The sequence below is a fragment of the Paenibacillus sp. FSL E2-0178 genome, from assembly GCF_038593005.1.
In the GTDB taxonomy this organism is placed as follows: domain Bacteria; phylum Bacillota; class Bacilli; order Paenibacillales; family Paenibacillaceae; genus Paenibacillus_AQ; species Paenibacillus_AQ phytohabitans.
The window spans coordinates 5,987,406-6,000,926 of sequence record NZ_CP151953.1 but is presented as its reverse complement, the minus strand read 5'-3'; the positions used below and the strand labels follow the sequence as shown (position 1 = coordinate 6,000,926).

General features: G+C 51.9%; 12 protein-coding genes. 2 read left to right on the top strand and 10 right to left on the bottom strand.

Annotated features, from left to right (window positions below; all coding sequences use genetic code 11):
- Positions 1-27 precede the first annotated feature (27 nt).
- The 9 genes from MHI42_RS26220 to MHI42_RS26180 form a co-directional block, all read right to left on the bottom strand.
- Entirely contained in the window at positions 28-960 is a 933-nt protein-coding gene (locus tag MHI42_RS26220) for a COX15/CtaA family protein (protein ID WP_342421097.1), read from the bottom strand.
- Positions 961-1,073: 113 nt separating this feature from the next.
- A complete protein-coding gene (locus MHI42_RS26215) occupies positions 1,074-1,418 on the bottom strand; it encodes a thioredoxin family protein (RefSeq protein WP_039307230.1) in 345 nt (114 codons plus the stop codon).
- 115 nt (positions 1,419-1,533) lie between these two features.
- A complete protein-coding gene (locus tag MHI42_RS26210) occupies positions 1,534-3,162 on the bottom strand; it encodes a polysaccharide biosynthesis protein (protein WP_042139829.1) in 1,629 nt (542 codons plus the stop codon).
- A gap of 26 nt (positions 3,163-3,188) precedes the next feature.
- Positions 3,189-3,674 (bottom strand): DUF456 family protein, encoded by a 486-nt coding sequence (locus MHI42_RS26205; RefSeq protein WP_042139830.1) that lies wholly within the window; start codon positions 3,672-3,674, stop codon positions 3,189-3,191.
- A gap of 222 nt (positions 3,675-3,896) precedes the next feature.
- Positions 3,897-4,676: a Cof-type HAD-IIB family hydrolase gene (locus tag MHI42_RS26200; RefSeq protein ID WP_076248166.1), complete on the bottom strand. Its 780-nt coding sequence runs from the start codon at positions 4,674-4,676 to the stop codon at positions 3,897-3,899.
- A gap of 75 nt (positions 4,677-4,751) precedes the next feature.
- Positions 4,752-6,890, bottom strand: coding sequence for a penicillin-binding transpeptidase domain-containing protein (locus MHI42_RS26195; RefSeq protein WP_171720123.1), 2,139 nt, complete (start codon positions 6,888-6,890; stop codon positions 4,752-4,754).
- Positions 6,891-6,982: 92 nt separating this feature from the next.
- Positions 6,983-9,064, bottom strand: coding sequence for a penicillin-binding protein 2 (locus tag MHI42_RS26190; protein WP_342421096.1), 2,082 nt, complete (start codon positions 9,062-9,064; stop codon positions 6,983-6,985).
- Positions 9,065-9,175: 111 nt separating this feature from the next.
- Positions 9,176-10,318: a transglutaminase-like domain-containing protein gene (locus tag MHI42_RS26185; RefSeq protein ID WP_039307218.1), complete on the bottom strand. Its 1,143-nt coding sequence runs from the start codon at positions 10,316-10,318 to the stop codon at positions 9,176-9,178.
- Positions 10,319-10,369: 51 nt separating this feature from the next.
- Complete coding sequence (locus tag MHI42_RS26180; protein ID WP_042139835.1) at positions 10,370-10,813, bottom strand: hypothetical protein; 444 nt, start codon at positions 10,811-10,813, stop codon at positions 10,370-10,372.
- 256 nt (positions 10,814-11,069) lie between these two features.
- Here MHI42_RS26180 and MHI42_RS26175 point away from each other — a divergent pair, with 256 nt between their 5' ends.
- Both MHI42_RS26175 and MHI42_RS26170 read left to right on the top strand, forming a co-directional pair.
- Positions 11,070-12,245 (top strand): MFS transporter, encoded by a 1,176-nt coding sequence (locus MHI42_RS26175; protein ID WP_340985424.1) that lies wholly within the window; start codon positions 11,070-11,072, stop codon positions 12,243-12,245.
- A 181-nt stretch (positions 12,246-12,426) separates the two neighbouring features.
- Complete coding sequence (locus MHI42_RS26170) at positions 12,427-12,777, top strand: DNA primase (RefSeq protein WP_342421095.1); 351 nt, start codon at positions 12,427-12,429, stop codon at positions 12,775-12,777.
- Positions 12,778-12,872: 95 nt separating this feature from the next.
- Here the strand turns inward: MHI42_RS26170 and MHI42_RS26165 are convergent, their stop codons facing one another.
- A complete protein-coding gene (locus MHI42_RS26165; RefSeq protein ID WP_144026206.1) occupies positions 12,873-13,490 on the bottom strand; it encodes an SCO family protein in 618 nt (205 codons plus the stop codon).
- Positions 13,491-13,521: the final 31 nt, after the last annotated feature.

The following is a 13,521-nucleotide window of genomic DNA, read 5'->3' as shown; positions in this document are numbered from 1 at the left end:
CTTGTCCCCATGCCCTTAACGGTAATCTTATCGCTTCTTGTCCGTTCCGCTTAACTGCCAGACACGGACACTCATATAACATAGAACCCCAAACAAACCGGCAATCAGCAAAATATGCGACAACGCGGTAAATATGTACAGTCGTTCATTATACAGCGTATGAACCACAGCAGCTCCACTGAATACCTGCATCAGGCAGAGCAGCACTGCAGCAAGACCCAGAGCCCTCAGCTCCAGCAGCTCTTTGTATTTCCAGAAAGCCAGATGTCCCAGAATAGCAGTCAGCAGGAACAGCAGCGCCGCTGCAACCCGGTGTATGAACACAATGCCCACCCCGCCAGACAGCTCGGGAATCCATTCCCCGTTGCACAGCGGCCAGCCTGAACAGCCCCCCTGTGAATCGGTATGACTTACATAAGCTCCAATATACACGACCATATAAGAATATAACGCAGTAAACCAGGTTAAGTTACGGAAGCCCCTGCTAACTTTCGATTCTGCAGTGCTATTCTCTTCCCCAGAAAGGTAGATCCGTCTGGCTCCAAGCGCAAGCATCAGTGAGCTGGCGAACGCAATCAGCGAGAATCCCATATGTAGAGCCATTACTGCAGCAGACTGCGACTTGATTACCGCAAGCGCTCCCATTCCGCCTTGCACCACTACGAATATAAGGGTTAACAAGGCATAGGTAAGCAGATCCCTGCGCTTACGGGCATAACGCCAGAACGCAAACATGGAAGCCAGTGACATTAGACCCGCAAGTCCGCTGAACAGGCGATGGGTATATTCAATCAGGGAGCCTACGGTATAAGCCGGAATCAGCTTTCCGTGACACAGCGGCCATTCATTCCCGCATTCCAGTCCCGAACCTGTCTTGGTAACCACCGCTCCGCCGAGCAGCGCCAGAAACATAACGAGGCAGGTTATATAGCTAAGCCATTTTAATTGAAGGGTCGTCAATGTTATCACCCGCATTTTTATAGGAATGAATTAGTATAATGATTGCGCCCGCAGACCATTCTAGAAAAAAAACACCGCTTCTGCTCGGGTAGGGCGAAAGCGGTGCTGCTTCATTACTTGTGGATACTAAGGTAAACATCCAGCGCCGTATTCAGGAAATTCTCAATTTCCTCACGGGACTTACGAAGCTTATTCACGAATCTGACCAGTTCCCGTCCATCGGTATACGCGACAAAGCTCGGAATGCCCAGAATATTCTGTTCCTGGCTGACGTCGCCTACTGCATCGACATCCACTTCAACGAGTGTAAGGCGGTCACTATATTTCTGTTCCACATCCGGCATGAACGGATCAATGAATTTGCAATCCGAGCACCAATCCGCCTTGAATACCGCCACCGTTAAGCGCGGAGATTGTATTGACACCTGAAACTCAGCAGGAGAACTAATTTTGTCCATCTATTATCCATCCTTTCTCATCTAACCGTTACCCATGATTCTCTTCTCTTTAAGTGAAGCAAAATGTACGGAATAAGTCAAATAAAAAAGACAAAATAAGACAATGATCACAGCTTTATTCGTTTGCACGCACGTGCGCAGGCTGCAGCTTCATTAAAGGATTCAGCAGTTTGCGCAGCGGACGCGGGTAACCTGCGATTTCCTGGCTGCTCAGTACACCCAGAACAATCAACAGCACCAGGTAAATGATAACCACGGCAGCTCCAACGACCAGACATGTAATCAGGAATGCCAGTCTTGCCGGCATCAGATGAGTCAGCATAATCCCCGCTTCATTGAGGCCATAACCGATTCCGGCCGATGCGAGTACAGCGATTGAGAATCCGCCCCAGCGTTTGCCGAGAATTTCGAAGGGAATGATCTTTTTGAGCATCCGCAGATTAAGCAGCGTAATGACAATGAAGCACAGGGCCGTAGAGCCGATGATGCCATAAATGCCGAACAGCTGGCTGAACAGGAAGTTGGAAGCGAACTTCACGATAATCCCGGCTAGCACGTAATACATTGAAATCCGCGATTTGCCCATTCCGAGCAGAATAGAGTTCGTAGTCATCATAGTGATTTGAAAAATAGTGCCCAGCGTCAGCATCGCTACAATCCCGCTGCCGTCCAGACTGCTGAAGATCAGTCCATTGACAGAATATGCCGCCACAACGAGAGAGAGTACAATCGGTGTGCCGGTAAGAATGGAAATACGCATGGCCAGGGTAACCTGGCGTTTCAGATGCTGTTCATCTTTGCGGGCGTACGCCGCTGAAATAATCGGAATGAGCGACGTACTAAGCGCGATGGAGAGCACCGGCGGAATACCCGCTATACTCTGTGCACGGCTGCCGAAGATCCCCAGAGCCCGGGTAGCTTCCTCCATTCCGATCCGTCCGCTGAGCAGCGGTACAATAAAGGAAGTATCGATAAAGTTCACAACAGGTACTGTGATCGAAGATAATACAATTGGAATGGACAGCTTAAAAATATCTTTATAAATTCCAAGTAACGGAAGGCGTGCCTCATTCGATTCATAAAGAGCAATCTGCTCCTCGCTGCGGCGCATCTTCATTGCGTAATACAGCATGACACCGAAAGCGCCGACGCTCCCGAGCACACTGCCGAAAGAAGCGCCTGCAGCCATCCATGTGTTGCTGTAGCCTTGGCGCAGCAGAATAAAAGCCAGCAGAATTGCAGTAGATACCCGGGCAATCTGCTCAATAATCTGCGAGATACCTCCGGCCATCATATTATTGCGCCCCTGGAAGTAACCGCGCATCATCGCGATTGCGGGGAACAGCAGCAGCGCCGGGGCAATCGCCCGGATTGCCAGCGTACTCTCAGGAACTTTGGTGTACTCCGCATAATACGGAGCGGCTATGTACAGTATTGTACTCATTACAACACCTACAACAGCTGCAAAAATAAGGGCGGCACGGTATACCTGCTGCGCTTCATGCGGACGGTTCAGAGCATAACGCTCTGATACCATTTTGCTCAGCGTGCTGGGTATTCCGGCGGTCGCCAGCGGAAGGAGCAGGAGATACACATTGTTAGCCTGTGTAAAGGATGCATTCCCGATATCATTGAATAGATGTTCCAGCGGAACCCGCTGGGCAAGTCCAAGGATGCGGGCCACAAGTGCGGCCGCAGCCAGAATAAGCGTGCCTTTAACAAAAGATTCTTTCTTGGTGGACAAGCTGTTTCGCCTTCTTCACAATAAATTTAATACCGTCCGATCCAGATAAAGAAGAGGACGACCATAACAATCTGCAAAATGATCTTGACTACGGTACTGCTGAACAGCCCCAGCAAGGAGCCGAAGCTGACCTTGACCGCCTTGCCGGGCTTCGAGCCGGCAATCAGTTCGCCGACAAAGGCCCCGAGGAACGGGCCGATCAGCAGACCAAAGGCCGGAATAAGAAAGGGGCCAATAATCAAGCCGATCGTGCTGCCGATGACGGATGCCCGTGAGCCGCCGAACTTTTTGACTCCCCAGGCCCCGACCACATAATCGGCAACGAACAGGACCACTACAATCAGTGTCTGGATAATCCAGAACCAGGCGCCGAAGGAGTGGAAGGAAAAGAACCAGCCGTATACGAAGAAGGCCAAATAAATCGCCAGCGCGCCCGGCAGGATTGGATATACCGCTCCTGCCAGCCCTACTGCAAACAAAGCAATGATCAGAATCCAACCCAGGATCGTCAATTCCTTCAACTCCTCAAGTTTTGATAGCAATAAAAGAACTCCAAAAGGTGTCGCTCGTAACTGCGGTGAATGTTTGAGCTTCCGGCCGCTGTTGTCCCCAGATTTCTTGATCTATACCGCTCCTACAGCTCAAACTTCCTCTCCGTTACTCCCACTAGTCATTATCTTTTCAGTTCATGTATTAGGTTAAACCTTTCCAAACCACCTTACTCGCCTCACAGCCTAAGCCTGCTTAGAAATCCTACCGGCCGAGGTTCCGGCCTCCGCCAGAATATACTTCTGGATCACTTCCGCGATCCCGTCATTATTGTTCGTAGCCACAACAGCATCGGCTTCCTGCTTAACGGTCTCCTGGGCATTGCCCATCGCTACACCGAATCCGGCCTGCTGGATGGCCGCCAGATCATTCAGACTGTCGCCGACAGCCACAACCTGGGACATGTTAATGCCAAGCAGCTTGCAGACTTCCAGAATGCCGGATGCCTTGTTGACGCCAAGCGGATTAATCTCCAGATTGAACGGCGAGGAATTGGTGATCTCCAGCCCGCCCAGCTCCTGCAGACGCATCAGCAGCTTATGGCGGATATCATTATCCTCGGTAGAATAACCGAACTTCAGCCATTCCCTGCTGTCAATTTCGCCGTCCCAGGTGTCGCGGTTGTATACTTCATCCACGGAATATGCCCAGAACCAGATATCGAACTCTTCGGCAATCTTATGCATCTGTTTGACCAGTTCCACATCCATCAGGGACCGGCGGTATAGCTCTCCCGGTGCGCGCCAGACTTCACTTCCGTTTACCATAATCATCGGGGTCTCGAGGCCAAGCTGCACGGCATAAGGCATCGCACTCCGGGACGAACGTCCGGTAGACAGGCAGACATGTACGCCGGCATTCATCGCTTTTTTGATCCATTCCACCGTTTTGGGGGTAATTTTCTGTTCATCATTCAGTAGGGTTCCATCCATATCCAATGCAAGCAGGCGGTATTTGGCAATCATTTGCCACCCCTCCATTCTTGTATGTCTCCCGGTCGGGAGCAGCTGTGTATTTGTCAATCAGGCTACGGCGGTTCGTCAGTTTGTTCCTGTCGTTCCGGCAGTTCCTGCCGCATTATCTGCTCCTTCCGAAGTAGTTTCAGCATCTCCGTTGGCCGGATCTGCAGTTTTTACATTTTTCTTCGGGTTGCCATCCAGCCCGTACTCCCAGTCATACGCATCGAATATTTTACGCGCGACCGGCGCGGCACTGTTGGAACCAAATCCGCCTTCAGGGATGACCACAGCAACTGCTAACTTAGGATTATTACGCGGGGCAAAAGCAATAAATACCCCGTTATCACGCAATTCACCTTTCCCCAGCTGCTGGGAGGTACCTGTCTTACGGGCAAAATCATAAGGGAAATCCGTAAATGCAGTAACCTTACTGTTCATGCCCTGTTTGATTTCTCTCCAGAAGGACGGGTCAAAGGTCGTTACTTCATCCAGCACCTCGCGCTCAAACTTTTTGACCACATTGCCTTCAGAGTCGGTGATCTTGCTGACCAGCTGCGGCTTGATGCGCACACCTTCATTGGCAAGAGTTGAAGCGTACTGTGCCAGCTGCAGCACCGTATAACGGCCCTGCTGTCCGAAGGAGGCATAGACCAGTGCGGCTTGCGCACTGCCCGCTGCCTTGATATCGGTATAGTTAATCTGTCCCAGATACTCATTGGGAAGCCCGCTCTGTGTGGAGACACCGAGGCCGAACTCCTTCATATACTTATCCCAAACTTCAATCCCCTTGCCCTTATATTGCTCATAAAGCTTCTTGCCGACCATATCCACCATGAATACGTTGGAGGAATCCTCAATCGCTTTGGCCGGGTCCATCGAACCGTAGACATGTCCGGAGGAATTGCGTACGGAGGATTTGTCATCCTTACCGAAATAAGCGATCCCTTTATCATTGTACCGGTAAGAGGTGCTGAAGAATCCTTCGTTCAAGCCCACAAGCACACTCAGCGGCTTAATGGTTGAACCCAGCAATACGGTTGAACCGAATCCATGGCCCGACATCCCCGAAGAATACGGAGTAATCGTCCCATTCTGATAGTTACCCATAATTTTATTCCAAGTATCGGAATCCAGCTTCTCCGCCGTCCAGACATTGGTATCATAATCCGGCATACTGGCCATGGCAACAATATTGCCTGTATCCACTTCCATAGCTACGGCATAACCCGTGAGTGCATCGGGGTGGGTTTTGCCCTGAACGGCATGACTGTGCAGCCAGCTGATCTGCTCCGTAATGGCCTCTTCCGTCTTGAGCTGGACGTTCTTATTAATCGTCATCCAGACATCATTACCCTTGACCGGCGGCACAACCTCTTCAACCTTCTCGGCCATATTCTGCGGATTCACTGAAATGACCTGATAACCATTCTTGCCGCGCAGCTCCCGCTGATATTGCAGCTCCAGACCGTCAAAGCCGACAAACTCATCATCTTTATAGTTCAGGCCGGGATCGGCATCGATCTTCTTCATTGCGTTCTGTATGTTCTTATAGATATTAAGTGTACTGGACGATTTGAAGGGCTTGATATACCCGACTGTCTGCACAGCAACTGTGTCCTTGTCATAATGCCGCACGCCTTCTTCAACAATCTCAAGACCGGGGAACTCGCTTTTATGCTCCATGAAATAAGCAACTTCCTGGGTGGTAAGACCGGACTTGATCTTGCGTGCCATATAACCCGAATATTTTTTGAAATATAAATCCAATGAAGTAATTACATTATTCACCGTCAGCTTCTCGCCGTCCGGATCACCATGTTTATCGAATTCCTCGACCAGCCGGGTTGCCAGCGCATAGGCGTTAGCTCTAGATTCCGGCTTCAGTGCACTGATTCCAGTCTCCTTATCCACGGCTTTGGCCGTATATTCCTTCGTCAGGGTGATATACAGCGATTGAACGGAGGTCGAATAGGCAATTTCTTCTCCTCCGGCTGCGCGAATCGCACCACGGATGGACGCGAGCGGTACACTTTTGGTATCCCGGCTGGTCTCCACCTCGGTCAGCTTAGGTCCTTCCACAAACTGCACAACAGCCAGACGGATAATAATTACGCAAAAGATTACAAACGTGCTGAAGAAAAACACGTTGAGCCGCAGGCCAAGCGAACTCTTGCTGTCCTTCTCGTCCGGGGGAGAGGCCTGCTTTCGGAAAACACTCACAGTTTTTCACTCCTCTACATCTCAAGTGGAAACGGCTTGGCTGCCCTTGATAAGGACAGCACCGTTTCAGCGGGAAAAATAATATAAACCTCTTAGTTCACAGTTGACTCTTGTTTCTCCGCTACTGGCGGAAGATTTTTTTTGGGGACTCCATCGAGCCCGTATTCTGAGTCATAGGCTTCAAATATTTTGCGGGCCACCGGTGCAGCACTGTTCGATCCAAAGCCGCCTTCCGGAATGATCACCGCTACAGCAAGCTTGGGATGCTCGCGCGGAGCATAAGCAATGAAGACTCCGTTGTCACGGACCGCACCGTACGCATCCATTTCAGAGGTCCCTGTCTTGCGGGCGAAGTCATACGGGAATCCGTCAAACACCTTAACCGACGTGTTCATCCCCTGCTTGATCTCCTTCCAGTACGAAGGATCAAACGTAATTTTGTCCAGCACTTCCCGTCCGAATTCCTTAACCGTATGGCCTTCGGCATCTGTAATCCTGCTGACCAGCTGCGGCTTGATCCGTTCCCCTTCATTGGCAAGCGTCGCTGTATACTGGGCAAGCTGCAGTGCGGTATATTTACCTTTCTGACCGAAGGAGGCAAAGACTAACGCCGCCTGGACAGAACCCGCTTGCTTCGTGTTAATATAATCGGCAACTCCGGCACTCTCACCCGGCAGTCCGCTTTGTGTCGACACCCCAAGTCCGAAGGCTTTCATATACTTGTCCCATACCGCGATTCCTTCACTCTGATACTTCTTATAGAGCGCATTGCCGACCCAGTCTACCATAAAAGCATTGGATGACTCCTGGATCGCCTTGGCCGGATCAAGCGGCCCCAGAACGTGACCGGAGGAATTGCTCACTGAGGAACTGTCATCTTTGCCGAAATATGCGATTCCCTTGTCCGTATACGTATCGGTGGTGGTGAACAATCCTTCATTTAGACCAATTAACACACTTAACGGTTTGATCGTGGAACCCAGGAAAATCAAGGACTTCAGCCCATTGCCTGAGAAGCCGGAGATATTCTCATTAATCGTCCCGTTCTGGTAATTATCCTTGATCTTATCGTACACTTCCGGCAGCAGCTTCTCGGCATTCCAGACATTCGTATCATAGTCAGGCATACTGGCCATGGCTACCACATTGCCTGTATCCACTTCCATCGCAACCGCATACCCGGTTAGGGCATCCGGATGATACTTACCCTGTACCGGATTGGTATGCAGCCAGCGGATCTGATCCATAATCGCCTGCTCTGTCTTCATTTGCACGCTTTTATTGATCGTCATCCAGATATCGTTGCCCTTGACAGGCGGAACCGATGCAATGACTTCCTCAGCCATGTTCTGCGGATTAACGGAGAGGGTCTGATAACCGTTCTTGCCTCTAAGCTCGCGCTGATATTGCTGTTCGAGACCATAGATACCGACAAATTCATCTTCCCTGTAAGTCAGGCCGGGATCAGCACCCGTTTGTTTCATGGCATTACGGATATTCTTGTATATATTATAGTCCTCTGTAGAACGGAACAGCTTCATATAACCTACCGTCTGAACTGCCACTGTATCCTTGTCATAATGGCGGACGCTTTCTTCCACAACAGCTACCCCAGGATAGCTTTCCTTGTTCTCCATGAAATGAGCGATTTCCTTCACTGTCAGTCCCGTCTTGATTTTGCGCGGGACATAACCAAGCGATTTCTTATAATCAAGATCCAGCAGAGCAAGGATATCCTCCTGTGAGAGTTTTTTTGCGGAAGGATCACCATATTCATTAAAAACTGACGTGAGCCGCGCCACCAGTGACTTCGTCCTTGCCTTGGCTTGAGCAGTGAAGTCGTATACTCCGGTGTCCTTATTCTTGACTTTGGCTGTATATTCTTTGGTTAAAGTGATATATAACGACTGAATGGATGTGGAATAAGCAAGTTTCTCACCGCCGGCAGCATGAATAATTCCCCGGATCGCCGCAAGCGGCACATCCTTGGTCTCCCGGCTGGCCTCGACCTCAGTAAGCTCAGTACTCTCCACAAACTGCAGCCCTGCAAGGCGGATAATAATGATGCAGAAAATAAAAAAAGTGCCGAAGAAAAACAGATTTATGCGTAAACTCAGGTAGTTTCGGGCAGAACCTCCATCCGGGCGGGAGCCCGGCTTACCGAACCATCTCACAGCATGTCCTCTCCTTGTATGTTATGCAAAACCGTGTATCCGGCAGTCCACAGGCAGAGCTCTTCTTACACGCTGTTATTGTACCATAGATGGAGGAGCTCCCGCTTCTTGTCAGAGGATGTTTTCCTTGATATGCGTTGAATCGAAATCCTTGGTATTGAACCAATTACCGCTGCTGGCCCAGGTAGAATCCAGCGGAATCCAGGCTTCCCTGCTGCTGATATAGACCTCATTCCAGGCATGGGGGCCATAACCGCCCTGCCCGTCATAGCCCCTGCCGGTTACAACCCGCACCTGAAGGCCCTGCGAACGGGCCATCATGGCATAGAGGCGGGCATAATCTATACATACCCCCAGCCGGGTATCAAAGGTATCCTGCGGAGTCTGCTCATGCCAGATCCGTTTCTGCTCATAGTTCTCTGCCTTGGTATAGTCATAGGTGATGCGTGAGCCGATCCAATCATAGAGCAGCTTAGCCTTCTCTTCATCCCCGTCAGCCTGTCCGGCAATATCTGCGGCTGCACCGGCGATGTCCGCGGAGATATCATGGTCAATCACTTCATATTTGCGCCGCAAAATATCATTCATCTCGGCGGCTACCGCCTTGGTCAGCACCGGAAGCTTACCCCGGACCTGTTCACCGGCCAGCGGCTCAAATACCGCTGCCGCACTCTGGCTGTAGATCGGCGAGGACTCCACGTAGCGGCTGAAGCCGCTGTCCGGATTCAGCCCTACGCCGATGTAGAGCGCGAAGACCAGGACAAGTGCGCGGGCAAGCCCTGCAGCAAAGCCGAGAACGGCACCGCTCAGGCGGCTGGCCCCCGTAATCTTCCCTGTAGTCCTTGAAGAAAATCGCGGCAGCCGGAAAGGCAGAAGCAGGAACAGCAGACCCAGCATTAGGCGGATCAGACTGTAGGACAGAAGGAGCAGGAGCAGGAACCGCACAAGCGGAGAGTTCGCCAGCACCGATACTGCTGTGTAATACACCTGCTGCCACTGGCTCAGCCGGATGTCAGGGAGAACAACGCCTGATGCCCACTCCCCGGCTAGTGGCGAGAGGTATACAGCGGCCGGAACCGCCATGATCAGGGCCGCGATCGCCATTATTCCTGAGCCGAGTAGTCCAAACAGCCCTCCGGCTGCTCTTTTGAAGCCCCGGCCCCAACCCTGCAGTACGGAGAACAGCACGACCACCAGCAGGACGATCGAGATGATATTGGCCTCACTAAGACTATCTATCCAGCTGTTTAGCATCTCTCTCGCTCCTCCTTCTGCGGCTATATAGTCCTTGGTTCAGCTGCACTTTTATTTGCCGGCCTGTTTCCGGGCTTCATCGATAAATGTTTTGGTGGTATCCGTTACACTCCACTTTCCAAGACTGACCCCGCGGAAGATTACTTCAACCTTATCCTCTGCTGCTGAGCCCTTCACTTCCAGGTTCGGAGTAGTGATCGTAAAAGTACCGTCACCGCCGGAGGTATACACCGCATCCTGCGCTTCCTTAAGCATGACTTCCTGCGCTTCGTTCTTCAGTGTGCTGACCGTCCCGTCCGCCACTTTGTTAACAGCATTACCTATCTGATCCATGGTCACCCCGCTGTAGATGAACAGGCCTGCAACGATAATGATAACAATTGCCCATTTCAGTACAGTCTTAACGAGATTAATTACTGCAAACAGCAGGACAAGCGCAATAACGATAACAAGCCAATTCTCTCTGATAAATTGTGACCACACTGCCGGATCCATCAATTTCACAACACCCCTATCGCAAATTTCGCCACTCCGGGACTCCTGTCCCGTCAGACATTTCAATAATAATCATTATTATACATGAATGCCTCTTATAATTCATGGTTCCCGGGCTGCAGAAGCGCATACAGAGTTTGGCCAAGAAAATGGTATAAGCCCCCTCCGGCGCACGTAAAGTACAAGTAGGCCGTTTCTTCCAAGTGAATTCCGTTCCATTACTCATCGGCTGGCCACCAATCTGGAGGTGTTACCCGTGAAAACCGCGCTGTGGCTGTATCTGTTTCTGTTCCTGGCCTTCTTTGACCTGCATGCCCAGTATCCCATTCTGACGCCGTTTGCCATGTCTTTGGGAGCTGGGCCGGCCTTCATCGGCTGGATGATGGGGATGTATTCGCTGACCCACCTCCCCGGCAACCTGCTGGCCGGTGTACTGGTTGACCGCAACGGCAGCCGCCGTTACATTGTCTTTGCCCTTACAGCAGCCGGGCTTATTCTGCTGCTGCAGGCCCATGCCCAGCTGCCCTGGCATCTGCTGCTGCTGCGCGCAGCAAGCGGCTTCGCGCTGGCCTTCCTCTCGCCTGCCTGCATGACCCTGCTGGCCTCCCTCTCCTCTGACCCGGCTACCCAGGGCAAGTACATGTCAGGCCACGGGATCATCCACACGTTGGCCTCTGTGGTCTCACCGGCGGCCGGTGCGTTCATCGTGGCCAAGGCCGGCTATTCCGGTACCTTCAGCACGCTGGGCTGGCTGCTGATCCTGACAGGTGTGATGGCCTTCTTCAGTGTCCCGAAGCATTCTCCTGCGCTGGCTGTACACAAACCCGCTCTGCCGCTGCCGCAGGAGAAAGCGGCGAATCCGCTGTCAGCCGATATTCCAGTCTCTAAGCGCTACTATCTGCTGCCTTTTTTCGTATCCTGCTCCCAAGGGGTACTCTTCTTTGAACTTCCGCTGTCTCAAGGAAGCGGCGGAATGATTTCGACCGGAATTCTGCTGTCGCTGCTCAGCCTGGGGGCACTACTGACCCTCAGCCTGTTCTTCCTGAACCGGCTGGCCCCTGGCATCCGCATTGCTGCCGCCCTGCTGGGAATGGCGATCTGCTTCTTCACTCTGGCCGCCTTCCGCAGCATCCCGGCGGGAGCCGTTCTGTTCATGCTGGGCGCAGCCAAAGGTGTGTTATTCCCGGCCATGGCTTCCCTGTTCATCAGTCTGGGCGGTGCAGGCCGGATGGGCCGTACCTTCTCGCTGCAATCCATCGCCATGTCGCTCGGGGCATTTGCCGGGCCGGTAGCCGCCGGACAGCTGCGGGACTATGTCTCCCCTTACTTCATTGCCTTCGTGCTGCTGATGACAGCCCTTCTGCTGCTTCCCCCCGGGAGATCCGGCAGTCCCGCTGCTTATTCTCCGGGCTTGAACGGCCATGCCGCCTGATTCCAGCCGCATTCGCCAGCAATCACCCGCATTTTTTCTGCCGGGTGATTGTTTGTTTGATGACGTTTGTTTTTACGACATTTCCCGGGGAATGAATACATATTGCTCTTGGAACTGTTAAAATTGGCGAAGCTTAGGTACAATATCGTCATAACCAACTACGATCCGGGAGTGAGCAACAATGTCTATTACCATTATTGTCGAAGGCAAGAATGACCGCAGCCGGCTGAGACGGCTGCTCGCGCCGGAGGTCGACATTCTGTGCACTTTCGGCACCTTGAACACACTCAAGCTGGAATCCCTGCGCCGCACTGTCGGTGATGGAGAAGTATACCTGTATATGGACAATGACAGCTCCGGCAAAAAAATCCGCGGCGTACTGCGCGATGCCTTTCCCGATGCGGTGCATATGTATACCCGCCGGGGTTATGTCGGTGTCGAAGGCACTCCTGACGAGTACAGCATCACCCAGCTCGAAAAAGCCGGCCTTGAGGAATATATTCTCTATCCGCAGCCGTTCAGTAACAACTAGCTGGCTCCGGTCTATAGTTCAACACCAAAAACGCCTTGCCGGTCCCTCCTTAAATGGAAGGAGTCCGGTAAGGCGTTTGGTATATTCCGGCAAATCTATTCACGGGCCAGCTTCTTAACCGATTCGGCCAGAAACTCGGGAGTCACATTCTCCGTATCGCCGGCATCATATAATCCCCGGAGGCGGTTGGTCCGGTCTACCAGACCAATAAGGTTGGCATGGGCGAAATCATCCTTACTGTTGCCGTAGATCAGAACCTTGAATGATTCAGCCGCCAGCTTGCGTACCTGCTCCTGATCCCCGCGCAGGAAATACCAGCCGTTATAATCGGCATGAAACTTGTCGCCGAATGCCCTGATCGCTTCACGTGTGTCGTTCTCCGGGTCAAAGGAAATGGAGACAAATTCAATATCCTTGCCGAAGCTGCCATCCTTCACCAGCAGATCCTGTGTCTGTGACAGCATGTAAGTAGTAATAGGGCACACATCCGGGCATTCGGTGAAGAAGAAATAGACCAGCCTTGCTTTGCCTGCCGTATCCGCCAGGCTCACCTGCTGTCCATCCACATTCTCCAGAGAGAAGTCCTGTACCTCCCCGATGACCGGCAGCTTCTTGTCTCCGAAGCTAAGCGAATTCACTACCAGATAGACGGCCATAATTACCGCCGCCAGCAGCATCAGCCAGGTCCATTTATAGCGTTTCAAGGTCTGCACAGGACCCCTCCCCATTCATCATAAGAATCCG

Coding starts and splice junctions, on each gene's coding strand:
- MHI42_RS26215 (WP_039307230.1), bottom strand. CDS start 1,418: ATGGACAAAATTAGTTCTCCTGCTGAGTTTCAGGTGTCAATACAATCT.
- MHI42_RS26200 (WP_076248166.1), bottom strand. CDS start 4,676: ATGATTGCCAAATACCGCCTGCTTGCATTGGATATGGATGGAACCCTA.
- MHI42_RS26180 (WP_042139835.1), bottom strand. CDS start 10,813: ATGGATCCGGCAGTGTGGTCACAATTTATCAGAGAGAATTGGCTTGTT.
- MHI42_RS26185 (WP_039307218.1), bottom strand. CDS start 10,318: ATGCTAAACAGCTGGATAGATAGTCTTAGTGAGGCCAATATCATCTCG.
- MHI42_RS26170 (WP_342421095.1), top strand. CDS start 12,427: ATGTCTATTACCATTATTGTCGAAGGCAAGAATGACCGCAGCCGGCTG.